Raw genomic sequence first — 24,998 nt, 5'->3', positions numbered from 1 at the left:
GGAAAATTATTCCGCGGACCTGAGCCTCATTGCCGGCTCGGGGTCGCTGTCTTTTTGTGTCGCACTTCGTTGGACGACATACTGGCAGTATTGTTCGACGCTCACGCGCGCATGCATGCTGCGATTGCGCAGATGGGCGAAGGCGGCCTCGTCGTCGCAGTCGCGCTCGCGCATGACGAGAAGTACCGCCTTGACGACGAAGCGGCGCTGGTTGCGGCGCTGCTCGTGCATCTGGATGGCGCTGATCATGCCCGTCTTGCGGGCGTGTTCGTTGACGGACAGGTAGAGGGCCGAATAGACGGCGCCGCCATGGATCGGCTTCGACAAAAAGGCGGTCGCGCCGACCTGCAACAAGGTCTTCAGGCGGCTCGGTGCTTCCACACCGACCAGCCCGACCACGGGCACGAGAGGCGTCGTGTCGCTGGAACCCGCGCGCGGCACGATCGGCATGCGCGGCAGATCGCCGTCAACGAGAATGATGTCGCGCTCGGGGTCGAGGTCGTCGGGGGCCCATTCGATCTGCGTCTCGGCCGTGGCCCTTTGGAGCATGGTCAGGCCGAGGCGTGACAGGATCGGTGAGAGCGTCGTGCCGACCCGCTGGTCGTCGCTGACGAGGATCGCCTGACGACGGCTGAAGTTCTGGATATATCTTGGCACTGCCATCAGATCACCCTCAGCTGCGGACGCATGGAGACGGTCTCAAGTGAAGGAGCGGCCCTGACGAGATAGGGATCCGGACGGACCGGGCAGGCGGCCTTGACGAGGATGTCGAATTGACAATCCTTTCGCGAGCGCCCGATGCGGGGCGTCAGGAAGCTGTGCATCGTTTCCGGATCGATGGTCACCCGGCCCTGGGGCGCTTCGATCGACTGGCCGCGTGTCGCATTAAGGACGGCCCGCGCCTGGTCGCTGCCCGCCTTTTCCAGAGCCTTCGCAAGGAAGCGAATGGCGAGATAGGCGGATTCCGCTTCCGCCGAGACCGCCGGCCCGTCCGGGAACATCGCGCTGTAGGTCTCGACGAAAGCCCTGTTGGCCGGGGTGTCGATGGACGAAAAATAGACCGACGAACTGATGTGACCGTCGACGGCTTCTTCGCCGATCTCATGGAGCTCCGGCTCGGACAGATTGCAGCTGGCGATCGGGAAGCGGTTGACCTGATCGATGCCGCGAGCCTCGCAGGCTGCGCGGAATTGCCGAAAGAAGGCGTAAGACGACCGGCCGATCAAAGCGTTAAAGATGAAATCCGGGCCGGTCTCGAAGATGGCATCGATGATGGCCGCGACATCCGTGTCGCCGACTGCGAGATAGCGCTCCGAGAGAACCTGGCCGCCGCGCTGCGCTAGATCTTCGCGCAGGACGCGGTTGCTCTCCCATCCCCAGATGTAGTTCGACCCGATGCAGAAGGCGCGCTTGCCGAAATTCGACACCAGATGATCGACCATGGGCGCCATGTGATGATTGGGGGCCGTACCGGTGTAGACGACATTGGCCGAACTCTCGAAACCCTCGTAATGGGTCGGATACCACAGGATCGCGTCGCGCTTTTCGAAGAGCGGGATGACGTCCTTGCGGCTCGATGAGGTGTAGCAGCCGACGACGTGACGAATGCCGCTCTGGAGCATTTTTTCGGCCTCAGGCGCATAGGCAACGAGTTCGCTCTGCGGATTGGCGATCACCGGACACAGAGAAACGCCCGAGTTCTCGTCTTCATTGACCTCGCGGCAGGCCATGAGCGCCCCGTTGAGCATCGTTCGTCCGACCGTCCCGTAGGAGCCGGTCGTCGAGAACAGAATGCCGATCGGGTAGCTCGCTTTCATCAAATGCGGATCCTCATCGCAAAAAGCCCGTCAGCACGATTGTGCTGGCCGGGCGACACTGCCGAGATATGTGGAATGGTTCGTACGGCGCATTTTTGAGCAACGCTGCTCTGCGCATAGGTTTTAGGCTGGCTCGTTTGCGGCGTGGTGTCAAGCGGGTGAAATTTGATTTCTCAAATTTTCGCGGAGCGTCTTGCCAGCCGTTCGAAAAACTGCCCGCCTATACGCGTGCGGGCCCGCTGCGCTCGCCGCTCGTCACGACATGAATCGGGAAGGACCGGGATATGGATCTCAAGTTGCAGGGCAGGAAAGTCGTTGTGACCGGTGGGACGAAGGGAATCGGCCGCTCCATCGTGCGCATGTTCACCGCCGAAGGCGCGGCGGTGGCATTTTGTGCCCGCAGCCAGGAGGGTGTCGATGCGGAAGTCTCGGCGCTCGAAGCAGAGGGGGCCAAGGCGTACGGAGAAGCTGTCGACGTCAGCGACAAATCGGCTCTCGAGAGGTTTGTCAGCAATGCGGCAGAGGCTATTGGTGGAATTGATATTATCGTCGCCAATGTCAGCGCTCTCGCGGTGGGCGGCGACGAGGAAAGCTGGAAGGCTGGGTTCGAGACAGACATGATGGGCACCGTGCGCCTTGTCGACGCCGCAATGCCTCATCTCCAGAAGAGCGATGCAGCCTCGATCGTCACGATCTCCAGTGTTTCGGGCCGCGAGATCGATTTTGCGGCGGGGCCTTACGGGGCCTTCAAGGCGGCGCTCATTCACTACACGCAAGGGTTGGCGTTCCAGCTGGCCGGCCAGAACATCCGCGCCAATTCCGTCTCGCCCGGAAACACCTATTTCGAGGGCGGTGTCTGGAACCAGATCGAGGCGGGAAATCCCGAGCTCTACGCGGATTCGCTCGCCCTCAACCCGACGGGCCGGATGGCGACGCCGGACGAGATCGCCAATGGTGTGGTCTTCCTCGCGAGCCCGGCGGCGAGCTTCATCACCGGAACCAACCTCGTCATCGACGGCGCGCTCACCCGTGGCGTTCAGTTCTAGATCAAGCGCAGCTAAGGGGTTATGCTAAAGGCTGTCCACGCCCTTCGGGGCCTGTCTCTCCATCCTGATGGCGTCGCTGATCTCAATCCCTTGGAGGCTCGGACCGTCGAGACCAAGATCTGCCGATCGGCGCGAATGTCGAAGACGGTGAAGGCGCTCGACGCAACTGCCGGGCAGGGCGAGAAAGCCCTCCTGTTCCTCGAAGACCTTGCTATGCAATCGGCTTTCGCCCGCGCGATGGCGACACGCTTCGGCCTGAAGCGTGAGCCCGGTATAATCAACGGCAAGGTCCCCGGCGAGAAGCGACCGGCCATCGTCGACGCACTCTAGGGTCTGTTGAAGATCATCGCGAATGGATGACGGCGGCGGCGAGGTGGATGGCGGCTTTGAAGTGTGGTTCGGCGCGACGCTTTGACCCGGTTCGTAATACGCTTCGCTGCTATATCATACGCTTACGAGCGTGACCCCGCGCCGATCAGCGTCGGACCCCGGCGCCGATTCACACCGGATTGGCCTCTGCTCCCGCCGGTAGCCGCTATCGGTCGGCCTTTGCCTGATCGAAGCAGGCTCCTGCTCGCTCGATGTCGGGTCCGTAGGCTAGCGCCCATGCGCACAAGGCCTCGAACGGCTGGCGCAGCGAGTGGCCGAGCGGGGTGATCGCGTACTCCACGCCGATCGGCGTGGTCGGCAGAACGGTCCGCGTGACGAGGCCGTTGCGTTCCAAGCGCTTCAAAGCGTCCGCGAGCGCCTTGTGCGTGATGCCGTTCAACCGTCGCTTGATCTCGTTGAACCGCGCCGGCTTGGGGCACAGCACGGTCAGGATCATGATCGTCCACTTGTCCGCGATCCGATCCAGAACCGGCCGGATGCGGACCATGTCCACGCATGCTTGCTCCGACAAACGCTCAAGCTCGGTATCGTTCGGCATATCTAGGCTCTTCAAAGTGCGTTCTTGTGACTAGATACCAATCGTATATCTGGATGCCGTCGCTGAACAAGGAGCATTTGCGATGGCAAGAGTTGAGAACAAGACCGCCCTCGTGGTCGGGGGCGCAAAGGGCATCGGACTGGCGATCGCCGAACGTCTGTCGAGCGAAGGGGCAACCGTTTTCCTGACCGGGCGACGGGCCGACCAGGTCGAGGACGCCGCTCGCAAACTCGGCGGAGGTGCTCGCGGTCTCGTCGCCGATGCCAGCGCGTTGGAGGATCTGTCGCGCGTCGTCGCGTCCGTGATGGAAGCGCGAGGGCGCCTGGATCTGCTCGTTTTGAACGCCGGTCTCTCGGAGCCGGCCACGATTGCCGATCAAACCCTCGAGCACTTCGATCGCCACTTCGCGGTGAATGTGCGCGGCATGATGTTCGGCTTGAAGGCGGCCTTGCCCGCGATGAGCGAGGGAGCTTCGGTGGTCCTGATGGGATCGATCGCGGACGTCATGGGCATCCCGCCCTACAGCACCTATGCAGCCACGAAGGCGGCGGTCCGATCCTATGCCCGTTCCTGGGCCGCGGAACTCGCACCTCGGGGCATCCGCGTCAACGTCGTGGCACCTGGCCCGACAGATACGGAGATGATGGCGGCCGTGCCGGAAGAAGGACGTGCGAAGCTGGTCGCGCCGATTCCACTGGGCCGCATGGCGCGCCCCGAGGAGGTGGCGTCCGCAACGCTCTTCCTACTCAGTGACGAGGCGAGCTTCATAACCGGTGCGGAACTCTGCGTCGACGGCGGGATGAAGCAGGTCTGAAGGAGGCCGCGGATCGGCGATCGTGTCCGCTTCGGCGACGAGAGCGGCTCGATCGCCGCGTTCACTTTCGAAGGCAGTTCCAACAGCTCTTTCGCAGCGACGCCGGGCCTAAGGATCGGCGCAGACATCCCCGTGAGCGAGACGGTCGCGTCCTGCGCCCTGCATCTTCAGCCGATCCGGCTCTTCCGGATCAGTTGATCGAGCGTCCATTGATCGACCCCCGCCAATCCCGCAGGAATTTAGCCTTCTTTCTCTCGTCGAGCCAGGTCAGGAGGCTCGGCCGCAAGCGGATCGGCAGGAACGACGTGCTTCCTTCGAACCGGCTCTCGACGAAGGCCTGCCCCTTGCCGAAGCTCTCAATCAGCGGGAACAGCGACGAGCCCTTGTCGACCAGAGCCTGGCCGTCGTCCGACAGCAGAAACCTGACGAAGTCGCCGGCCGCTTCCTTGGCGTCGGAGGCCTTGGTCACGAGCACCGAGCGCGTGAAGACCAGCGCATAGTCGCTGAGAAGGAGGATCCCGAGCCGGGGGTCCTGGCGCACCTGTTCGAGCGCATAGGAGCCGATGACGTTGTAGGCGAGGACGAGATCGCCGGAGGCGACCTCCTGCACCATGTCGTTGGTGCAGCAGTAGATCTTCGCTTTCGCACGGCCAAGGGATTCCACCAGCCGCGAGGCCTGGAAGCCGCGCTGGGCGTCCTGGGTGGCGAACATGTAGCCGACGCCGGACAGGGCGACGTCATATGTCCCTACGCGCCCATTGAAGAAGGCCGGCTCGTCGCGGATCATGCTGGCGAGTTCGGAGCGTGTGTCGGGCAGCGGGTGATCCGCAAAGGCCTTGCGATTGTAGAGGAGCGCCACCGGTTCCTGCGTGAAGCCGAAGAGTTCTTCGCGCCAGCGAGACCAGGTCGGCGTCGGGGGGACGTCCTCTACTGGGCTTGCGAGGCCGAGATTGACCAGCTGTACCTGGAGATCCATGGCGGAAGAAATGACGAGATCGGGCTTCTCGCGGGCCGCGAGAACCGCCTCTTGGAGCTCCGAAGTATTGTACTCCGTATAGTTGATGGCAATGCTCGGATGAGCGGCCGTAAACCCGTCTACGATCGCCGACATGGCCGTCTTGTCGGTCGCGCTCCAGACGTCGAGGACGACGCGTTCCGGCGCGCTCGATCGCTGCTCGAAGAGCAGGAACGACAAAGCCATGATCGCGAGAAGAACGCAGGCGGCTCCTGTCGCCGCACGGCTCCTGCCCGTCATGCGACCTCCATGTCCGGCGGCGGCGTCTCGGGCAGGGTGATCGTCGCGCTCAATCCAGGATGGCGGTCCGCAAGGTCGAAACGACCCTTGTGAACTTCCGCCACCGCGGCGACGATGGCGAGGCCAATGCCGGAGCCACCGTTTGGCCCGTTCGAATAAAACCGCTCGAGCACCTTTCGCTTCTCGGCATCGGCGATGCCGGGCCCGGAATCGTCGACGCCGATGGCGAAGGCCGGACGCCCGTCGAGCGTCGTCGCCTCCACACGCAGGGTGATCCGGTTGTCTGGCGGTCCGTGCCGCACGGCATTGTCGATGAGATTGCGCAGCGCCTCGCGGATCGCGATCGCGTCCCCGGTGACCGTTGCGACGGCCGGCGGCGGCGGTAGCTCGACGGAGAGGTCGATGTCCTTCGAGGCGTCGTCCTGCACGATCTCCTCCGTCAGACGTCGCACGAGAGCTCTGAGATCGACCGGCTCGAACATCTCCTTGTCGGCGCGATGAATCACCATGGCGTGGCTGAGGAGCTGGTTGGTCAACCGCGTGGTTCTGCGCGCCTGGTCGCGGGCGCGCAGGACCGCGGCGGCCCCCGCCTCGCCGGTTTGAGCAGCCGCTTCGAGGTGGCTGTAGAGAGCCGCCAGCGACGTGCGCATCTGATGGGCGACGTCCGCGATGAAGGATTCCGCCTGTTCGCGCGACAGCTCGAGGCGGCGCATGAAGCCGTTGATCGCCGTGATCAGGCTCTCGACTTCGCGCGGTGGCATGGCGTCCAGCGGCTTCAAATCGCCCGACTGGCGTTCGCGGATGTCCCGCTCGATCCCGGCGAGCGGCCGCATGGCGAAGCCGATCCCGGCACGCGCCATGATCAGCCCGGCGATCGACAGGGCCGCCAGCGGCACGAGGCTCTTGAGGATGAGATCCCGCTCCATGGCTTTGCGGGCAATCCGCGTCTGACCGATCTGGACGCCGATCCACTGCGGCTTGTCGGCACTGAGGAGCGTGCGCCCGTTGACGACGAAGCGTACCGTCTCGCCGCTATAGTCGCTGTCGAAAAACACTGGCTCCTGCAGGGGCGGCTCATCGTCGATGAAGCTTCGCGACGGAAGGTCCGGGGTTCCGGTCAGCGTTTTGCCGTCGGCGTCGAAGATGCGGTAGAAGACGCGGTCGTCCTCGTCGAGGGCGAGGATCTCCAGCGCCGACGGCGGCAGGTCGATGTCGATCCCTTCCGGCGTGACGGTGATGCGCTCCAGCATCGCGATCGCGGCGCCGCGCAGAAGAAGATCGTAGGTCTGGTTTGCCGAGCTGCGCGCATAGATCCACAGTGCGACCGACAGCAGGGCAATCAGCACGGTGAAAGCAGCTATGGAGACGACCATCAGCCGCCTGCGGAGCGAATAAGCGCGCCGTCGGCCTGTTGGGGCGGATGCGGCGAGCGACGTCAGCGCCTCGCTCATCTCCCCTCGCAGGCGGATGGGTGCTCAGCCTTGCGGCCGGGCTTCCACGACGGCTGAACCGGATTTCCTGGGCGCACGGATCAATCCTCGCGAATGCTGGCGATGTAGCCGAGACCGCGGATGGTCCGGATCGTGACGGGTGAACCCTCGAGCTTTTTGCGCAGCCTCGTCATCGTCTGCTCCACGGCGTTGAGGCTCGGCGCTTCGTCGAAGCTGTAGACCCGGTCGGCGACCTCGTCCTTGGTAAGAACCCGGCCGAGCTGGCCGAGAAAAAGCTCCAGCACCTGCACTTCGCGGTGGCGAAGCTCCAGATCGACACCGGCGAGCGAGGCGCTCCGGGCGCGGCGATCGAAGGTGAAGTTCCCTTGGACGAAGACATTGCTGGCTTCGCCCGAGCGCCGCCTGACCAGCGCCCGACAACGGGCGGAAATCTCCCTGAAATCAAAGGGCTTCACCATGTAGTCGTCGGCCCCGATGTCGAGCCCGACGATCCTGTCGTCGATCTCCGACCGCGCCGTCAGCACCATGACCGGCGTGCGGTCGCCGCGCGCCCGCATTGCCCGCAGAACTTCGTAGCCGCTCATCGAGGGCAGGTTGATGTCGAGAATGACGACGTCGAAGCTGGCATGGCGCAAAATCGAATCCGCCTCGGCTCCGTCGGATTCGAGATCGATCGCATGGCCTTCGCCGCGAAAGCGGTCGATGAGGGCTTCGGACAGCTCGCGGCTGTCCTCGACAAGAAGAATTCGCATGACGCTTGATGGTTAGCCGGGCTTGGGCGGTTTGAGAAGCGAGCTGATGTGCCGCAATGCAGCATGCGTCCCATACCCAACCGTGGATTGGCTTGTCAGCTTCGTGTCAGCTTGACGTCAAGTCAGGGTCAGCGTGACCTTGTACGGAGCGAATGGGAGAGAGGGCGGTGCCGCGGCCTGGCAGGAGGGCTGCGCTCGCCGACGGCCATCACGACACGGATTTCCGGGGCTATTCTAGCCGGCAAACCTCTCTCACCGGTTAAAAATCGATGGGAGGACCCAACAGTGACATTCTTCAGAACCACAGCCGCCTTGCTTTTCGCCAGCGTCGTCATCACGCCGGCATTCGCCCAGGAAATCGACCGGCCCGAATGCGTGGCCCCGGCCAAGCCCGGCGGCGGCTTTGATCTGACCTGCCGCATCGCGCAGCAGGGCCTGGAAAAGCAGTTCGACGGCCCGATGCAGGTGACCTTCATGCCCGGCGGTATCGGCGCCGTGGCGATCAACCTGTTCAACACGACCCGCACCGACGATCCGAACGCCATCGTGGCCTTCTCCTCGGGCTCGCTCCTCAACATGGCGACCGGCAAATACGGCCAGTGGGGCGCCAATGACGTTCGGTTCCTGGCGACCGCCGGCACCGACTACGGCGCCGTCATCGTGCGCGACGACAGCCCGTACAAGACTCTCGAAGACCTGATGAAGGCCCTCAAGGAGAATCCGGGCGGCATCGTCATGGGCGCCGGCGGCTCGGTCGGGTCGCAGGACTGGATGAAGGCCGCCATCCTGATGAAGTCGGAGGGACTCAACCCGCGCCAGATGCGTTACGTCGCCTTCGATGGCGGCGGCGACGCGATTGCCGGCCTGCTCGGCGGTTCGATCCAGGTCTATACCGGCGACGTCGGCGAAATGGTCTCGCACCTCGGCACGGGCGAAATGCGCATCCTGGCCGCCATGAGCGACGAGCGACTGCCGGCCCCCTTCGCCGACATCCCGACCGCCAAGGAACTCGGCTACGAGGCCGTCTGGCCGATCGTGCGCGGCTTCTACATGGGCAAGGCCGTTCCTGACGCGGCTTACAACAAGTGGGTCGAGGCCTTCCAGGCGGCCTACAAGACCGATGAATGGGCCGCTCTCGTCAAGGACAAGGGCCTCCTGCCGCTCGATCTGTCGGGCAAGGAGATGGACGCCGACATGAAGAAGCGCGTCGAGCGCATGACCGGCATCGCCAAGGAAGCCGGCCTGATCGAATAGTCCTCCCGGACTGACGTGCGGGCCGCGTCCGAACCTTTTCGAGGGTCGGCGCGGCCCGCACGGCATGCTTGATTTCGTTTTCACACGCGAAGGGCCGCCAGATCCGCGCGGCGGCACAGGCAAAGGGCCGTGCCGTTCGTGCGGCAGCTTCGCCCGGCTTTCTCGCTTTTCTCGGAGCATTCCATGGCCGACCGGATTTTCGCCGGCGTGCTTCTGGTGGTGGCGATCGGCTATACGATCATCGCCTTCACAGTCATCCACGCCCCGTTCCAATACGACCCGCTCGGGCCGGAAAGCTGGCCCCGCATCCTCGGCCTCGTCGCGATCCCGTGCATCCTCTTTATCCTCGCAAGACCCGACGTCGCCAGCCTCGGCCTGCCGGCCAAGACCTGGGGCCGGCTTGCGGCGCTCGTCGTGATGCTGTTCGGATACTCCTATCTCTTCCAGCCGCTCGGCTTCATCATCGCGACCTTCGCCTTCTGCATGGCGCTGTCGCTGATGCTCGGCGCCAAGCTCGTGCCGGCGCTGGCCTTCAGCGCGGGCATCGGCGTCGTCGGCTACTTCCTCTGCACGAAGCTGCTCGAACTCAACCTGCCTGCTGGCGTCCTGACGATTTTTAGGTGAGCTGAACCATGGACGCTGTCTTTTCCGGTCTTGCATCGGGCTTCGAGGTTGCCCTCGACCCCTTCAACCTCTTCCTCGTTCTCGCCGGTTGCTTCGCCGGCACGCTGATCGGCGCCTTGCCGGGCATCGGCCCGATCAACGGCGTGGCGATCCTCCTGCCGATCGCCTACGGTCTCGGCTTCAAGCCGGAATCGGCCATCATTCTTCTCGCCGGCATCTATTACGGCGCCGAGTATGGCGGCCGCATCTCGTCGATTCTGCTCAACGTTCCCGGCGACGCCGGCGCCGTGATGACGACGCTCGACGGCAATCCGATGGCCCGCAACGGCGAGGCCGGCAAGGCCCTGTCGCTCTCGGCCATCGCCTCCTTCGTCGGCGGCACCTTCGCGGTCGTCCTGATGAGCTTCTTCGGTCCGGCGCTCGCCTCCTACGCGATCCACTTCTCGCCGTCGGACTACGTGGCTCTGATGGTATTCGCCTTCGCCTCGCTGGCCTCGCTGGTCGGGTCGAACCCGGTGAAGACGCTGCTCGCCGCCGTCATCGGGCTGATGCTCGCCTCCATCGGCATCGACGCCAATACCGGCGTCGCGCGCTTCACCTTCGGCATTCCCGACATTCTCGCCGGCATCGACTTCCTGGTCGTGGTCATCGGCCTCTTCGGCATGGCCGAGCTGATCCACCTCGTCGAACAGCAGGCCGCCGGAACGCTCAAGACGCTGAAGATCGACAAGAGCTTCGTGACGATGAAGGACCTCGCCTTCGTCAAGTGGACGATCCTGCGCGGTTCGATGATCGGCTTCTTCATCGGCATCCTGCCGGGCACCGGCGCCTCGGTCGCCTCCGCCGTCGCCTATGGCGCGGAGAAACGTGCGGCGCGCGACTCCTCGAAGTTCGGCGAGGGCGACATGCGCGGCCTCGCGGCGCCGGAAGCGGCCAACAACGCGTCTGCCGGCGGCGCCATGGTGCCGATGCTGACCCTCGGCATTCCCGGGTCCGGAACGACAGCCATCCTCCTCGGGGCGTTGCTCCTGTTCAACGTCACACCCGGCCCGCTGATGTTCCAGCAGCGCCCGGAAATCGCCTGGGGCCTCATCGCCTCGATGTATATTGGCAATGTCGCGCTCTTGATCATCAACCTGCCGCTGGTCGGGCTGTTCGCCCGGATGCTGACCATCCCGCAGCAGTTCCTGACCCCGCTGATCGCGGTTTTGGCCTTCATCGGCGTCTATTCGGTGGTGTCCAACCCGCATGACCTCTACATGATCACCCTGCTCGGCGTCTTCGGCTGGTTCCTGCGCAAGCTGCAGTTCTCGCTCGCGCCGGTCATTCTCGGCTTCGTGCTCGGTGGCCTGTTCGAGGACAATCTGCGCCGCGCTCTGTCGATTTCCGGCGGCGACTGGTCGATCCTGTTGACCTCCTGGAACAGTGTGATCCTCTACATCCTGGCGCTGCTCGTCATCGTCGTGCCGATCGTCGTCGGCCGGATGCGGCGTAGCCGCGGCGAGGACGAGTCACCGAAGGCGCCTGCATGATCACAGCCTACCGGCCGGTTCTTCTGGCTATCGGCGCCGCACTTTGCGGCGCCGCTCTGTTTCAGGCTCTCGGTGTGCCGGCCGGGCCGCTGGTCGGCTCAACCATCGCGGTCACCGGCCTCGCGGCGGCGGGCTTTTCTCCGAAAGTCCCGGCGACGCTGCGCAATCTGGGCTTCACGGCCATCGGCGTGACGCTCGGGGCGGGGGTGACGACCCACTTCCTCACCGATGTCCTGCGCTTTCCCTTGAGCCTCATCGCGCTCACTGCAACCATGATCGCGGTGATGACGATCTCCTCGACCGTGCTGAAGCGCGTCTTCGGCGTGGCGGGTGGGACGGCGGTGCTCGCGACTTCTCCCGGCGCGCTCTCCTACAGCCTCTCGCTTGCCGCCGACCGACCGGCAGCGAAAATCGACATCCCCTTCGTGATGGTGCTCCAGAGCCTGCGCCTGTTGATCATCACCATCGCCCTCCCGCCGCTCGTGGCACTCGTCGAAGGGGGCAGCGGTGGTGCTGGCGCTGCCGTGACCCGGCACACGCTCGATCTGCCGATCAGTATCCTTCTGATCGGCATCGCCGCCGTGGGCGGCATCGTGTTTGACCGGCTGCGCGTTCCCGCCGCCTTCCTTCTTGCCGGCGTCTTCATCAGCGGTCTCGGCCATGGCGTTGGCTGGCTCGAGGGGCGTCCTTCGACGATCCTGACCTTCATTGGTTTCTCTCTCGCAGGCGCGGTGATCGGTGCACGCTTTGCCTCGGTCACGCGCGCGCAGTTGCGCGACCTTTTCCTTGCCGGCCTCGTGGTGACGACCATCGCGGTGGCGCTTTCGGGTCTCGTCAGCTTTGGCGTGGCGACGTTTCTGGGTCTGCCCTTCGGCCAGGTCTGGGTATCCTTCGCGCCTGGCGGCGTCGAGGGTATGAGCGCGATGGCGCTCTCACTCGGCTACGACCCCGCCTATGTCGCGACCCATCACATCTTCCGGCTGTTGCTGCTGATCGCCATCCTGCCGGCCTTCCTGAAGCTGCCACGGCGCGATCTCCAGGAGCGGGGGTGAAAGGGCCGCTTCGGGAGTTCTCGCCATCGCGGATCAGCGGCCGGGATGGGGCATTGCAGACTCTCCAGGTTCGTCAGGACCTGAGCCGGCATGGCAACCGTCACCGTTGACGCGTGAGGACCCTTGCTCAAAGACTCACGAAACGCGCCAGCAAGACAGCCACTCTCGTCAACCGTTATCTCGCATCGAGCCGCAGAACCGCTTCGCTTTCATCCCCGCCTCTCAAGAGCTTGTCACATGCCGCTTCGAACACCGGCTCGACGGCGCCCGAAAGCTCATGGCCCGAGCCCTGCTCGCCCGAGGTGACGATCGTTCGGTCGAGGCCCCGCAGCACGGGGGCAGCCTCGAGGGCAACCACGAAGCGGTGGAAGATGTCCGGGTTCCGCACGAATGGCCCGGTGAGGATGATCCTGTCGGGAAAAAGCAGCCGCGACAGGTTTCCGGTCAGACGGACCACCTCACGTGTCGCCTCGGCAATGGACGGTACGTCCACGAGCTTCATCCGCTCGGCCATGGGGCCGAACGCGTCCTCGTCGAGCGGAATGTCCGGGTAGACGGATCTGATCTTCGGGCCGAGCGACCAGAGCGCCGCCACCGTCTCAAGGCAGTCGGTGTTTCCGCAGGTGCATTTGGCGCCGCGCATATTGCCGAGACTCCAATGCCCGATCTCGCAGAACCGGCCGCGCAGACGGTTCACGATCGCGCCCTCGGTGTAATAGGCGGCACCGATGCCATAACCCCAGTGCAGCAGAAGGACGCTCTCCTCGCGTCGCTTTTCGGTGTTTGCCAGCCGGCCGGCGAGCTCGGCGTCGAGGTTGCGAACGAGCACCACGTCCTTGCCGAGGCTGCCCAGCACTTCACCGACATCGAGATTGCTGACGTTCGGCCAGCGTGAGGAGAAGCACCAGAGCTTCCGCGGCGCGTCGAGCAGCCCAGAAAAGGAGCAGACGACGGCGACGACTTCGACTCCGGCGGGAAAGCGTCCCAACGCTTCCGCTGCAAGGCGCCGGAGTGCAGCTGCCATCTCCTCGTTGCCCGTCTCGGCGGGCGGCGCGGCCTGGACTTCGGCCACGACGCGGCCGGCCATGTCGACGGATTTGGCGACGATGCTGCGGCTTGCGACCTGCATGAAGACCACGCCGAAGCGCTGGGTGTTGTAGGTCAGGAAGGCAGCGGGCCGGCCGCGACCACGTTGCTTGACGATACTCTCTCGCAGGAGATCGGCCTCGACCATTTCGCCGACGAGTTCCGAGACGGTGGTGGAGCGAAGATTGAGGTGCTCAATAATCTCGCCGCGGGTCGTGGCCTTGCCCGTGCGCACGAGCTCGAGCACGGCCCGCAGGTCACGCGTGCGCTGCGTCTCGGAACCGGAAAGCATCGTCTACTTGAACCATGTCGGAAGGGTCAGAGAGAGCGCCGGAATGTAGGTCACGAGGAGGAGGACGACGACCATCGCCGCATAGAAGGGCAGGAGGCTCTTCGTCGCCCTTTCCAGGGGCAGGCGTGCGATGCCGCAGCCGACGAGGAGCGAGGTGCCGACGGGCGGAGTGCAGAGTCCGATGCCGAGGTTGAGGATCAGGATGATGCCGAACTGGATCGGGTCGACCCCGACCTTGGTCGCGATCGGGAGAAGGATCGGCGTGAGGATCAGGATCAACACGCCCATGTCCATCAGCATGCCGAGGATCAGGAGCAGGACGTTGATCGCCAATAGGACGAAGATCTTGTTATCCGAGATGGCGAAGATGCCGTCGGCAAGCAGCGCCGGAACCCGCAGATAAGAAAGCAGGAAGCCGAAGGCCGACGAGGTCATGATGATGGCGGTGACGATGGCGAGCGTCGTCAGCGTCGTCGCGAAGATCCGCCCGACCGCCGCGCGGTTAAGGGTCCTGTAGAAGAGCCCCGTCGCCAGAAGCGCGTAGACGACCGCGACGGCCGCGGACTCCGTTGCAGTGAAGACGCCGGTCAGAATTCCGCCGATGATGATGACGATCGTGAACAGGCCCACCAGGGCATTGGCCGCGACGCGGAGAGCCTCCCTCGTCTCGTAGCGCTCGCCGGTCGGGTGACCATGCCGAACCGCCATGATCCAGCAGATCACCATCAGCGACAGGCCGAGCAGGAATCCGGGGACGTAGCCGGCGATGAACAGCGTGCTGATCGGCAGACCGCCGGCGGCCAGCGCGTAGAAGATCATGTTCTGGCTGGGCGGGATCAGCACGCCCTGGACAGACGAAGTGACGGTCACGGCGACCGAATAGCCGGCCGGATAGCCGTTGCGCGTCATCGCCGGGATCAGGAAGGAGCCGATCGAGGCGACGTCCGCGACGGAGGATCCGGAGATGCCGCCGAACATGGTGCTCGCCACGACGTTGCCCTGGGCGAGGCCGCCGCGCAGCCGGCCGACCAGAACGTCCGCGAGCTTGACCAGTCGGTCGGAGATGCCCCCCTCGGTCATGATGTTGCCGACGAGGATGAAGAATGGCACTGCCAGGAAGGTGAAGCTGTTGAGCCCGTTGACCATGCGCTGCGCGATCATCAGCGGGGGCAGGCCAAGATAGAAGACCGTTGCCAGCGAGGACAGTCCGAGTGCGAAGGCGATCGGAACCCGAAGGAACATCAGCGCCAGGAAACCGCCGAGGAGAAGGGCGATGCCGATGAAGTCAATCGGCATGGGGACCCTCGACCGCGAAGTTGGGATCGACGACGTCCCGAAGGGCGATGTTGACCAGGGCGTTCATGAAGCCGAGAAGGCCGCCCGCCAGCGTCGGCACGTAGAGCCAATACTTTGGCAGACCCGAGGCCGGAAGGATCTGCTGTCCCGCGAGGGCGACGAGATCGCGTCCATAGACCAGTACGGCTAGCATGAAGATCGCCATCAGGACCTGTGCGAGATAGTCGAGAGCAGTCGCCAGCGGCGCCGGCAGGATGTCGCGGAAGAAGGATATCGCGACATGCTCGTGCCGGCGGATGCCGATGGCGATGGCGATGAGCCCGAACCAGATGAGGCAGAGGAGCGCGACCTCCTCGGACCAGCTTGTCGGATCGTTGAGAACGAAGCGCAGGAACACCTGCAGACAGATCACCGTCGTGATGATCACGAGGAGGAAGTGGCAGAGCCAACTGGCGGCCATGTTCACCGCGTCTGCTCCTCGCCTGATGCCCCGCTGCCAGTTCAACTCGGCTCTTTCCCCCCCACGATGAGACATGAAAGCCTTACTTGACCGCCTTGATCTTCTCGATCAGTGGCTGAAGATCGGGGAATTCCGCGTAGATCGGCTGCACCGCGGCCTGGAAGGGTGCATTGTCCACTTCGGTGACCTTTGCGCCGGCCTTTTCGACCGCGGCCCGCGCCTCATCGTTGGCTTCGCGCATGATCTTGCGCTCGTAAAGGGCGGCTTCGCGGCCGGCCTTGCGGATCGCCTCCTGTTGGTCCTCAGGCAAGGCGTCGAAGCGAGCCTTGTTCATCACCAGGAGCGCCGGCGGGCTGAGATGTCCGTCTTCCACATAGTTCGGCGCGACTTCGTAATGGCCGGACGTCTGGTAGCTGACATAGTCGTTCTCGGCGCCGTCGATTACCCCCGTCTGCAGGCTGGAATAGACCTCGCCGTAGTTCATCGGCGTGGGGACCGCGCCAAGAAGCTCGACCATGCGGATCGAGATCGGCGCCGGCTGGACCCGGATCTTCAATCCTTTCAGATCCTCCAGCTTGGTGACCGGCTTGCCCTTCACTGTATAGAAGGACCGCGTGCCGGCATCCATGTAGTCGAAGCCGACGAGACCGACGTCGCCGAGATCGTCGAGCACTTGTTTGCCGACTTCGCCGTCGAGCACCGCGTATTTCTGATCCCAGCCGCTGAAGATGTAGGGAAGCGTGAAGACGCCCATCGACGCACTGACATTCGCCATCACCACCGAATTCACGCGGGCAAGGTCGACGACGCCGGCCTGAGCCTGTTCGATCGTCTCTGGTTCCTGACCAAGCTGAGCTCCGGAGAAGACTTCGACCACGACGGCGCCGTCCGTGTAGTCCTTCACGAGGTCAGCGAAGCGGTGCATGGCCACGGTGACCGGGTTCGTCTCCGGCTGGTTTTCCGCAAGGCGCAAGACCGTTTGCGCGTAGGCCGACTGCGAGAAGAACGAGAGGCAGACGCCTGCGGTGAGCAACGCGGTGTGGAGCTTCATGATCGGGGCTTCCCTTCGGTTGGACAAGGGGAGTATTCCGAGAGGCGGCGCCGTCGTCAAGCGTTTAAAAACGAATTGTGTTCGAAAATATGAAACCATCATGGAAGAGCCATTGACCTGGGCAACTCCAATTTCCTAGAAGTTCTGAACGAAGAGGTTTGAAAAGGAGACGTCCATGCAGTTGACAGTGCATGCCGACGGCAAAGCGCTTGGGGAGGCGGCAGCGCGCGAAGGCGCCGCGGCCGTATCCGCCGCCATTGCCGAGAACGGCCGCGCCGTGGTGGTGCTGGCGACCGGGGCTAGCCAGTTGGCCATGCTGGCGGAGCTGATCCGGGCGGAGATCGACTGGTCGAAGGTGACGGTCTTTCATCTCGACGAATATGTCGGGCTTGGGATCGAGCACCCCGCGAGCTTCAGGCGCTATCTGCAGGAGCGGTTCGTCGACAAGGTCCCGGGCCTGAAGGAGTTCGTGGCGGTCGACGGGGACGCGGACGACATCGACGCCGAAATCGGCCGGCTGAACAGTCGCCTCGGCGCCGAGACCGTAGACGTATGCTTCGCCGGGATCGGCGAGAACTGCCACCTGGCGTTCAACGACCCGCCGGCCGATTTCGACGTCGAGCGTCCCTATATTCTCGTCGATCTCGACGAGGCGTGCCGCCGCCAGCAACTCGGGGAGGGATGGTTTCCCACCTTCGACGACGTGCCGCGCAAAGCGGTGTCGATGAGCATCAGGCAGATCATGAAGGCGAAGCAGATCGTCCTGTCGGTTCCGGACGAGCGCAAGGCGGCCGCGGTGGTGCGCGCCGTGGAGGGGAGTGTCTCGCCCGAGGCGCCCGCTTCGATCCTGCAGCGCCATCCGGCCGCGAGCCTTCATCTCGACCGGGCTTCAGCCAGCCTGCTGGCTGATCACAAGAGATAGGAGACGTCGGTGCTTTCGGACGGCCTCTTCGACCTTCAGGTGAATGGCTATGCCGGGGTCGATTTCAACGATCCCGGCATCCGCCCGGGCGATGTCGATGTCGCGCTCGAGGCTATGCTGTCGCACGGGGTGACGGGCTGCCTTCCGACGATCATCACCGCCCGGCCGGACGAACTGCGCGAGCGTTTCCGCGCACTCGACGCGGCCGTCGAAGGTAGCCGCCTCGGCCGGCGCATGGTGGCCGGATATCATCTCGAGGGGCCGTTCCTGAACGATTCCCCCGGCTATGCCGGATGCCATCCGGCCGCCGCCATGGGCGATCCGGATATCGCGCTCGTGACGGACCTCGAAGTTGGTCTTCACCGGCCGATCCTTCTCGTGACGCACGCCCCGGAAAGGCAGGGCGCGATCGCCTTCGTCGGGGAGATGACGAAACGCGGAAAGGTCACGGCGATCGGCCATTCGGCCGCCGATTTCGAGACGGTGCGCCGTGCGGCCGACGCCGGCACCAGCCTCTCGACCCATCTCGGCAACGGGCTTCCGCACCAACTCGCCAAGCTCGAGAACACGCTCTTGGCACAGCTCGCCGAACGGCGGCTCGATGCCTGCCTGATCGCCGACGGCCACCACATGTCGCCCCAGGCGCTTGCCGCGATCGTCGCGCTGAAGGGGACGAGCCAGTCCATCCTTGTCACCGACGCCGTCGTCGCGGCGGCCGCGCCCGCCGGGACCTATCGCTTTGCGGGAATGGAGGTGGAGCGCACGGCGGAGGGCGCCGTCCGCCAACCTGGTCGGCCAAATCTCGCCGGCTCGGCGCTCTGCCTCGACCAGGCGGTTCGCAATGTCAGCGCCTGGAACGTCGCCTCCCTCGATGATGCGATCATGATGGCCTCCGCCAACCCCAGACATGCGCTGGCCCGTCCCGTTGGACATTACGGGCTGCATCTCGATGCCGGCCGTCTTCGTTGGAATTCGGCGCTGGAGCCGACCTTCGATGGCTGGGACGCAGCCTGAGAGGATAGGGCCGCCGGAAGTTCGAGGGAATGTTTCGCCGACCGTCGGGGACGTCATCTGTCATCGCCAGCCTGGGCGGCGACTGTCGTCCTGGCTGCGAGATTTCCTTGATCCGGTCGCCCCTCCGGGGCATGCCTTCCTGTGATGGAGAAGCCGGAAAGGAAACCAACCGCATGGACAGCCATCGGATTACCACCGCCGGCATCAGCGCCGAAGTGAGCGCCAGGGGAGCGGAACTCGTCAGCCTGCGCGATGCGGCGGGAAACGAGATGCTGTGGCAGGCCGGTCCCGAATGGCCGCGCCATGCGCCGGTCCTGTTTCCGACCGTCGGGAGGCTTCGCGACGACACGCTGCGACACGACGGGAAATCCTATGCGCTCGGGCAGCACGGTTTCGCCCGCGACAGCCAGTTTGAGTGGTCGGAGCGCAGCCCCGACCGGGTAGTCCTGCGCCTTGCTGATTCCCCCGAGACGCGCCAGTCATTTCCCTTCCCGTTTCGCCTCGAACTCATCTACGCCGTTGCGGATGACGTCCTCACCGTGACCACGAGAGTGACCAATCCCGGCGACGGCCCGCTTCCCTGTGGCGTCGGCGCGCATCCGGCCTTCCGTTGGCCGCTCATGACCGGCATTTCGAAGGACGATCATGTCGTCGCCTTCGAGACGCAGGAGACCGGAAGCGCAAGGTCGGTCGTCGGCGGTCTTCTTGGGAAAGATAAACCCCTGCCTTTCGACGGACGCCAGCTGAAGCTGTCGGAAAGCCTATTCGCCAAGGATGCTCTGGTGATGCCGGGGGTCGCGAGCCGGCAGGTGACCTTTTCCGCTCTCGACACCGCTGGCGACTCCGCAGCCTCGCTGACCGTCGCCTGGAACGGTTTCAAGGATCTCGGCATCTGGTCGAAGCCTGGCGGGGCGCCGTTCATCTGTATCGAGCCTTGGTACGGCATGGCGAGCGACGTCGACTGGGACGGCGAGTTCCTGGAAAAGCCGGGCATTCTGGTTCTGCCCGCGGGAGAAACGCGTGATTTCCAATGGAGCGTGAGATTCTGAGTTGGATCGGATGCGGACTCAGGATGAGTTGATCCCAGCGGCGGATGGCCGCGGGAGCGAGATCATCGAATCAATACCGGTTCGATGGGGCAACCTATGCCAGTCAAAGATGTACATGGTGATGATGGTCGTGGTGAGCGCAGACAGGTGCGGATCGCCGCCTAAACGTCAATCTCAGACGTGGCCGTCCCTCCTCAAATCGTCGCCCACTTCTACGCTAAATTCCCTGACGACGGACAGCCGCGCAGGGACCTGCGGGCGTGGCCCTGGCCAACGCTCTTGCCGACGCCATTGGCGTCCGGCTGCGCAACATGCCGCTCGTGCCGGTGAAGGTGGCCGTCGGTCTGATCTGACGGCCGGCGATAAGAGGGAGTCCTGCAAAAAGGCTCTTATCGCAAGTTCTTGCCGGCAACGGTTTGGGGATCGACGGCCTATCGAATCTCCGGCGGATCAGGATGTCTTCTGGAAGAAGGCCAACATTGTCCGGGTTCACGATGACGGCACGGATCGTCATCAGCCCTCGTAGATCCTGAGTTCGGCATCCTTGACGAACTCTTCCGACAGCTTCGCGGCATCGCCGATCGGTAAGATCTGATCCGCTGCCGTAAATAATCACGGTCGCCACATCGATTTTCTTGAGGTCCTCGGCGAAGTCGGTTTCGGAGAGGGCGCTGATGCCGTCATCGTGCGGCTTCGCACCTCCCATTATGCCCTGTCGCGATCAGTTGTGGACGACCGTGTTGTCGATCTCCGCGCCCGGGCGGTTGAACCGTGGAAGGGCCCGCTGGCGAGCGTCATGTCGAACCAAATGTGATTGGCGGCGATCTGGGTGCGCTCTTGCTTTCAGATTGCATGGAGAGAAAATCTACGCTAGTGAATGATCGTTCATGCACTGGAAGTGTCCATGCTGAAGAGTGAGGCGATCATTTCCGGCCCGCCAAAGGCCAGCACGAAACAGGCGATCGCGCGCGTCGCGCTCAGCCTGTTCGCCGAGCGGGGCTATCCGGCCGTATCCATGCGCGAGATCGCCGAGCGGGTGGGGATCCGCCAAGGCGGCATCTACAATCACTTCGGGAGCAAGCAGGCGCTCTTGGTGCATCTGATGGAAGGGCACATGCGTGCGCTTCTCGTCGCGCTCGATGCCGCGGTGCCGAAGGGGGGGAATCCTCGCCAGCGGCTTGGCCAGTTCGTGCGATTTCACGTGCTCTACCACCTGTCGCAGCCAGACGATGTCTTCATCGCATATATGGAACTGAGAAGCCTGGAGCCGGAGGGGCTTGCCCGCGTGAAGGAACTCCGGCGCGCCTATGAGGAGCGTCTGCGTCGAATCCTCGAGGCAGGGCAAAGGCTCGGCGTTTTCGCGATTACGGATGTACCGGTCCAGGCGATGGGGCTGATCGCGATGCTGACTGGGGTGACCACCTGGTATCGTGACGGCGGCCGATTGTCGCGCGAAGCGGTGGCAGAGATCTACGTGAAGATGGTCACGCGAAGTCTTGGCGTGGAGGAGACGCCGACAATGTGAACGCCGCCGGTTGTGGGAGTGGCCGGCGGTTTCTTGTGGGAGGCAAGAGATGTTCGACAAGACGATGAATTTTGCGCTCGGAGAGGACATCGAGGCCCTGCGCGAGATGGTGCATCGCTTCGCCCAGGAGAAGATTGCTCCGCGGGCCGGCGGAATCGATGCCACCAACGAATTTCCGAACGAACTCTGGCGCGAGATGGGAGAACTCGGTCTTCTCGGCGTCACGGTCGAGGAAGAGTTCGGCGGATCGGGCCTTGGCTATGTCGCCCATTGCGTCGCCGTCGAGGAGATTTCCCGGGCCTCCGCCTCGGTCGGCCTTTCCTACGGCGCCCATTCCAATCTTTGCGTCAACCAGATCCGCCGCAACGGCAGCGACGTGCAGAAGCAGAAGTATCTGCCGAAGCTGATTTCCGGCGAGCATGTGGGCTCGCTGGCGATGTCGGAGAGCGGCGCCGGATCCGACGTCGTCTCGATGAAGCTGAGGGCGGAGCCGAAGAACGACCGGTTCGTTCTGAACGGCACCAAGATGTGGATCACCAACGGTCCGGATGCCTCGACGCTCGTCGTCTACGCCAAGACCGATCCGCAAGCCGGCCCGCGCGGCATAACCGCCTTTCTGATCGAAAAGGGCATGGCGGGTTTTTCCACTGCCCAGAAACTCGACAAGCTCGGCATGCGCGGCTCCAACACCTGCGAACTCGTCTTCGAGGATTGCGAGGTGCCCTACGAGAACGTCCTCGGCGAGGTGGGCGGCGGCGTCAAAGTGCTGATGAGCGGGCTCGATTACGAACGCGTGGTTCTGGCAGCAGGGCCGGTCGGCATCATGGCCGCCTGTCTCGATGTGGTGGTGCCTTACGTTCACGAGCGGCGGCAGTTCGGCCAGGCGATCGGCGAGTTTCAGCTGATGCAGGCGAAGCTCGCCGACATGTATGTCACCACCAACGCCTGCCGGTCCTATGTCTACGCCGTCGCTGCCGCCTGTGACCGGGGTGAGGTCAGCCGCAAGGACGCCGCCGGCTGCATCCTCTATGCCGCAGAGGCCGCGACACAGATGGCGCTGCAGGCGATTCAGGCGCTCGGCGGCAACGGCTACATCAACGAATATCCCACCGGCCGCCTCCTGCGCGACGCCAAGCTCTACGAGATCGGTGCCGGCACGAGTGAGATCCGGCGCATGCTGATCGGCCGCGAGCTGTTCGCGGAGACGGCTTGATGAGTGTTTCGACCATGTATAGATTTTGGCAGGATCCATACATGGGGAATGCCGATGCCCAGCGCCGTCAGGACTTTTCCATCTCAGCCCGGTCGTCCGGACTCCAAGACAGGCCGCGTCTGGGAAATCGCGAATACGCTGAGCGAGCGTCTGGGCCGGCGAGCCGACCGCAAGAGGGTGATCGAGACCTATACGGCCGAGGGCGGCAATCCCAACACGGCCGCCACCCAATACGCCTATTGGAAGAAGGCCTATGATGCCCGTCATGGCCACCAATCCAGGCAGTTCGGCTCGGTCGACCGAATGCGGCTCTCGGTCGGAAGCGATGGTCGCATCACCATCCCCTCGGAGATGCGCGATGCCATGCTTCTTCGCGGGGAGACCGCCGTTACCGCTGAAGTGGTCGACGGAGAACTCCGCATTCTCTCACCGGCGGCTGCCCTCATGCGGGTTCGGGCCCTTGTGGCAAAGCACGACAAGGGAAACGGCTCACCCGTCGACGAGCTCATTGCCGAGCGACGCGCTGAGGCTCGGCGCGAAGAATCGGGCGAGCCATGACAGTCGTCCTCGACAGCTCGGCCGTTCTGGCACTGATTTTTGGAGAACCGGGCGGCGAGATTGTCGAAGCGGCGTTGAAGGATGCGGCGATCCTGACAGTGAACGTCTCGGAAGCGATCGCGAAGCTCACAGATCGTGGTTTCGCACGCGATGCGGCGAAGGAGGCGATAACAGGATTGCCTCTTCTCGTCTTTTCCTTCGATCTGGAATTGGCGCTTCTCGCGGCGTCATTCCGGCCGATCACTCGTCGGCACCAGTTCTCTTTCGCCGACCGGGCATGCCTCGCTTTGGCGCGGCGGCAGGAATGTCCGGCGCTGAGTGCCGATCGGGCATGGCTGAATGTCGATCTCGGCGTGTCCGTCGAACTCATTCGTTGACGACCGGGAGGCGCGGATGTCCGTCCTGACCTCCGCTCTCTCCCCCCGTTCCGAAGCCTTCGCCGAAAACCGCAAGGCGATGCTGGCGCAGCTCGACGTGGCGCGTGTGGCGGCCGAGCGGGCGCTGGCGGGCGGCGGCGAGCGGGCGCGCGAGCGGCATCTGTCGCGGGGCAAGCTACTGCCGCGCGACCGGGTGGAGGGGCTTCTCGATCGCGGCTCGCCCTTCCTTGAGATCGGTCTTTTCACCGCCCACGGCCTTTATGGCGACGAGGTGCCGGCGGCCGGCGCCATCGCCGGCATCGGCCGGGTGAAGGGCCGCGAGGTCATGGTGCTCGCCAATGACGCGACGGTGAAGGGCGGGACCTATTTCCCGCTGACCGTCAAGAAGCATCTGCGGGCCCAGGAGATCGCTGAGGCGAACCGGCTGCCTTGCGTCTATCTCGTCGATTCCGGCGGCGCCAACCTGCCGAACCAGGACGAGGTGTTTCCCGACCGCGATCATTTCGGCCGCATCTTCTTCAACCAGGCCCAGATGAGCGCCAAGGGCATCGCCCAGATCGCCGTCGTCATGGGGTCCTGCACCGCCGGCGGCGCCTATGTGCCGGCGATGAGTGACGAGACCATCATCGTCAAGGATCAGGGCACGATCTTTCTGGCCGGCCCGCCGCTCGTCAAGGCCGCGACGGGCGAGGATGTGGAGGCCGAAGATCTCGGCGGTGGCGACGTCCATACCCGGCTCTCCGGCGTCGCGGATCATCTTGCCCATGACGATCTCCATGCGTTGGAGCTGGCGCGCAACGTCGTTGGAAATCTCGGCCGCGCGGAACCGGCGAAGATCGCGCGGCGGGCGCCGGAAGAGCCGGCCTATGACCCCGAAGAAATCCTCGGCATCGTGCCGGCCGACCCGAAGACGCCCTATGACGTGCGCGAGGTGATCGCCCGGCTCGTCGACGGCTCGCGCTTCGACGAGTTCAAGGCGCGCTACGGCACGACCATCGTCTGCGGCTTTGCCCATCTTTACGGAATCCCGGTCGGCATCGTCGCCAACAACGGCGTCATTTTTTCCGAAAGCGCTGTGAAGGCGGCGCATTTCGTCGAACTCTGCTCCCAGCGCAAGATCCCGCTCGTCTTCCTGCAGAATGTCACCGGCTTCATGGTCGGGCGCAAATACGAGGCCGGCGGCATAGCCAAGAACGGTGCCAAGCTGGTGACGGCGGTCTCGACCACGGCCGTGCCGAAGATCACCATGCTGATCGGCGGCTCATACGGCGCCGGCAATTACGGCATGTGCGGCCGGTCCTATTCGCCCCGCTTCCTGTGGTCTTGGCCGAACAGCCGCATCGCGGTGATGGGCGGCGAGCAGGCGGCGAAGACGCTCGCCATCGTCAAGCGCCAGGCGATGGAAAAGCGCGGCCAGGACTGGAGCGCGGAAGAGGAAGAGACGTTCCGCAAGCCGACGGAGGACATGTTCACCCGCCAGAGCCATCCGCTCTACGCCTCGGCGCGGCTTTGGGACGACGGCATCGTCGATCCGCGCCACAGCCGGCAGATCCTTGGCCTGTCGCTCGCCGCCAGTCTCAACGCACCGATCGAAGACACGCGCTTCGGTCTGTTTCGGATGTGAGGAGAG

General features: G+C 64.0%; 25 protein-coding genes. 15 read left to right on the top strand and 10 right to left on the bottom strand.

All coding sequences use genetic code 11. The features are described from left to right. Window positions 1-6 precede the first annotated feature (6 nt). Both GTK09_RS13925 and GTK09_RS13920 read right to left on the bottom strand, forming a co-directional pair. On the bottom strand, window positions 7-663 hold the full coding sequence (locus GTK09_RS13925; protein ID WP_163463771.1) for an ANTAR domain-containing response regulator: 657 nt from the start codon (window positions 661-663) through the stop codon (window positions 7-9). Beyond that, complete coding sequence (locus GTK09_RS13920) at window positions 663-1,820, bottom strand: transporter substrate-binding domain-containing protein (RefSeq protein WP_163463770.1); 1,158 nt, start codon at window positions 1,818-1,820, stop codon at window positions 663-665. The genes GTK09_RS13925 and GTK09_RS13920 overlap by 1 nt, the downstream gene beginning before the upstream one ends. A gap of 281 nt (window positions 1,821-2,101) precedes the next feature. Between GTK09_RS13920 and GTK09_RS13915 the strand changes: the two genes are divergently transcribed. Both GTK09_RS13915 and GTK09_RS13910 read left to right on the top strand, forming a co-directional pair. Beyond that, the gene (locus GTK09_RS13915) at window positions 2,102-2,863 is read left to right on the top strand and encodes an SDR family NAD(P)-dependent oxidoreductase (RefSeq protein ID WP_163463769.1); all 762 of its coding nucleotides are present in this window, start codon (window positions 2,102-2,104) and stop codon (window positions 2,861-2,863) included. A 135-nt stretch (window positions 2,864-2,998) separates the two neighbouring features. Further along, entirely contained in the window at window positions 2,999-3,193 is a 195-nt protein-coding gene (locus GTK09_RS13910; protein ID WP_163463768.1) for a hypothetical protein, read from the top strand. Between the two features lie 205 nt (window positions 3,194-3,398). Here GTK09_RS13910 and GTK09_RS13905 read toward each other — a convergent pair whose 3' ends face one another. Beyond that, window positions 3,399-3,791 (bottom strand): winged helix-turn-helix transcriptional regulator, encoded by a 393-nt coding sequence (locus tag GTK09_RS13905; RefSeq protein ID WP_163463767.1) that lies wholly within the window; start codon window positions 3,789-3,791, stop codon window positions 3,399-3,401. An 82-nt stretch (window positions 3,792-3,873) separates the two neighbouring features. Here GTK09_RS13905 and GTK09_RS13900 point away from each other — a divergent pair, with 82 nt between their 5' ends. After that, window positions 3,874-4,605: an SDR family NAD(P)-dependent oxidoreductase gene (locus GTK09_RS13900; protein ID WP_163463766.1), complete on the top strand. Its 732-nt coding sequence runs from the start codon at window positions 3,874-3,876 to the stop codon at window positions 4,603-4,605. Between the two features lie 190 nt (window positions 4,606-4,795). On the opposite strand, the gene GTK09_RS13895 is transcribed toward GTK09_RS13900, so the two are convergent. The 3 genes from GTK09_RS13895 to GTK09_RS13885 form a co-directional block, all read right to left on the bottom strand. Beyond that, entirely contained in the window at window positions 4,796-5,860 is a 1,065-nt protein-coding gene (locus tag GTK09_RS13895) for an ABC transporter substrate-binding protein (RefSeq protein WP_163463765.1), read from the bottom strand. After that, window positions 5,857-7,311 carry a sensor histidine kinase gene (locus GTK09_RS13890; RefSeq protein WP_163463764.1) on the bottom strand — a complete coding sequence of 485 codons (1,455 nt, stop codon included), beginning with the start codon at window positions 7,309-7,311 and terminating at the stop codon, window positions 5,857-5,859. The genes GTK09_RS13895 and GTK09_RS13890 overlap by 4 nt, the downstream gene beginning before the upstream one ends. A gap of 80 nt (window positions 7,312-7,391) precedes the next feature. Continuing rightward, entirely contained in the window at window positions 7,392-8,063 is a 672-nt protein-coding gene (locus tag GTK09_RS13885) for a response regulator transcription factor (protein WP_163463763.1), read from the bottom strand. Window positions 8,064-8,348: 285 nt separating this feature from the next. Here GTK09_RS13885 and GTK09_RS13880 point away from each other — a divergent pair, with 285 nt between their 5' ends. From GTK09_RS13880 to GTK09_RS13865, 4 genes are all read left to right on the top strand, one after another. Next, entirely contained in the window at window positions 8,349-9,317 is a 969-nt protein-coding gene (locus GTK09_RS13880; protein ID WP_312869854.1) for a Bug family tripartite tricarboxylate transporter substrate binding protein, read from the top strand. A gap of 183 nt (window positions 9,318-9,500) precedes the next feature. After that, window positions 9,501-9,941 (top strand): tripartite tricarboxylate transporter TctB family protein, encoded by a 441-nt coding sequence (locus tag GTK09_RS13875; protein WP_163463761.1) that lies wholly within the window; start codon window positions 9,501-9,503, stop codon window positions 9,939-9,941. 8 nt (window positions 9,942-9,949) lie between these two features. Beyond that, window positions 9,950-11,473, top strand: coding sequence for a tripartite tricarboxylate transporter permease (locus tag GTK09_RS13870; RefSeq protein ID WP_163463760.1), 1,524 nt, complete (start codon window positions 9,950-9,952; stop codon window positions 11,471-11,473). Next, window positions 11,470-12,525 carry an AbrB family protein gene (locus tag GTK09_RS13865; RefSeq protein WP_163463759.1) on the top strand — a complete coding sequence of 352 codons (1,056 nt, stop codon included), beginning with the start codon at window positions 11,470-11,472 and terminating at the stop codon, window positions 12,523-12,525. Before GTK09_RS13870 ends, GTK09_RS13865 begins: the two co-directional genes overlap by 4 nt. Before the next feature lie 175 nt (window positions 12,526-12,700). On the opposite strand, the gene GTK09_RS13860 is transcribed toward GTK09_RS13865, so the two are convergent. The 4 genes from GTK09_RS13860 to GTK09_RS13845 all read right to left on the bottom strand — a co-directional run bounded on the left by GTK09_RS13860 (window position 12,701) and on the right by GTK09_RS13845 (window position 16,710). After that, window positions 12,701-13,903: an ROK family protein gene (locus tag GTK09_RS13860; protein WP_163463758.1), complete on the bottom strand. Its 1,203-nt coding sequence runs from the start codon at window positions 13,901-13,903 to the stop codon at window positions 12,701-12,703. Between the two features lie 3 nt (window positions 13,904-13,906). Beyond that, complete coding sequence (locus GTK09_RS13855; RefSeq protein WP_203561031.1) at window positions 13,907-15,199, bottom strand: TRAP transporter large permease; 1,293 nt, start codon at window positions 15,197-15,199, stop codon at window positions 13,907-13,909. Continuing rightward, entirely contained in the window at window positions 15,189-15,659 is a 471-nt protein-coding gene (locus GTK09_RS13850) for a TRAP transporter small permease (protein WP_246217908.1), read from the bottom strand. Before GTK09_RS13850 ends, GTK09_RS13855 begins: the two co-directional genes overlap by 11 nt. An 82-nt stretch (window positions 15,660-15,741) precedes the next feature. After that, entirely contained in the window at window positions 15,742-16,710 is a 969-nt protein-coding gene (locus tag GTK09_RS13845) for a TRAP transporter substrate-binding protein (RefSeq protein WP_163463756.1), read from the bottom strand. A 175-nt stretch (window positions 16,711-16,885) separates the two neighbouring features. On the opposite strand from GTK09_RS13845, the gene GTK09_RS13840 reads away from it, so the two are divergent. From GTK09_RS13840 to GTK09_RS13805, 8 genes are all read left to right on the top strand, one after another. Continuing rightward, entirely contained in the window at window positions 16,886-17,632 is a 747-nt protein-coding gene (locus GTK09_RS13840) for a glucosamine-6-phosphate deaminase (protein WP_163463755.1), read from the top strand. Window positions 17,633-17,641: 9 nt separating this feature from the next. Beyond that, on the top strand, window positions 17,642-18,646 hold the full coding sequence (locus tag GTK09_RS13835) for an N-acetylglucosamine-6-phosphate deacetylase (protein ID WP_163463754.1): 1,005 nt from the start codon (window positions 17,642-17,644) through the stop codon (window positions 18,644-18,646). 173 nt (window positions 18,647-18,819) lie between these two features. Next, a complete protein-coding gene (locus GTK09_RS13830; RefSeq protein WP_163463753.1) occupies window positions 18,820-19,695 on the top strand; it encodes an aldose 1-epimerase family protein in 876 nt (291 codons plus the stop codon). Between the two features lie 904 nt (window positions 19,696-20,599). Then, window positions 20,600-21,220: a TetR/AcrR family transcriptional regulator gene (locus GTK09_RS13825; protein ID WP_163463752.1), complete on the top strand. Its 621-nt coding sequence runs from the start codon at window positions 20,600-20,602 to the stop codon at window positions 21,218-21,220. Between the two features lie 49 nt (window positions 21,221-21,269). Then, window positions 21,270-22,433, top strand: coding sequence for an isovaleryl-CoA dehydrogenase (locus tag GTK09_RS13820; RefSeq protein WP_163463751.1), 1,164 nt, complete (start codon window positions 21,270-21,272; stop codon window positions 22,431-22,433). A 54-nt stretch (window positions 22,434-22,487) separates the two neighbouring features. Beyond that, entirely contained in the window at window positions 22,488-22,991 is a 504-nt protein-coding gene (locus GTK09_RS13815) for a hypothetical protein (protein ID WP_163463750.1), read from the top strand. Continuing rightward, complete coding sequence (locus tag GTK09_RS13810) at window positions 22,988-23,368, top strand: type II toxin-antitoxin system VapC family toxin (RefSeq protein ID WP_163463749.1); 381 nt, start codon at window positions 22,988-22,990, stop codon at window positions 23,366-23,368. Before GTK09_RS13815 ends, GTK09_RS13810 begins: the two co-directional genes overlap by 4 nt. 16 nt (window positions 23,369-23,384) lie before the next feature. After that, window positions 23,385-24,992, top strand: a complete 1,608-nt coding sequence (locus GTK09_RS13805) for a carboxyl transferase domain-containing protein (protein WP_163463748.1) — start codon at window positions 23,385-23,387, stop codon at window positions 24,990-24,992. Window positions 24,993-24,998: the final 6 nt, after the last annotated feature.

The organism is Jiella pacifica (assembly GCF_010500815.1).
Lineage (GTDB): Bacteria > Pseudomonadota > Alphaproteobacteria > Rhizobiales > Rhizobiaceae > Jiella > Jiella pacifica.
The sequence above is the reverse complement of the archived record's forward strand: the minus strand, read 5'-3'. Positions and strand labels throughout refer to the sequence as shown.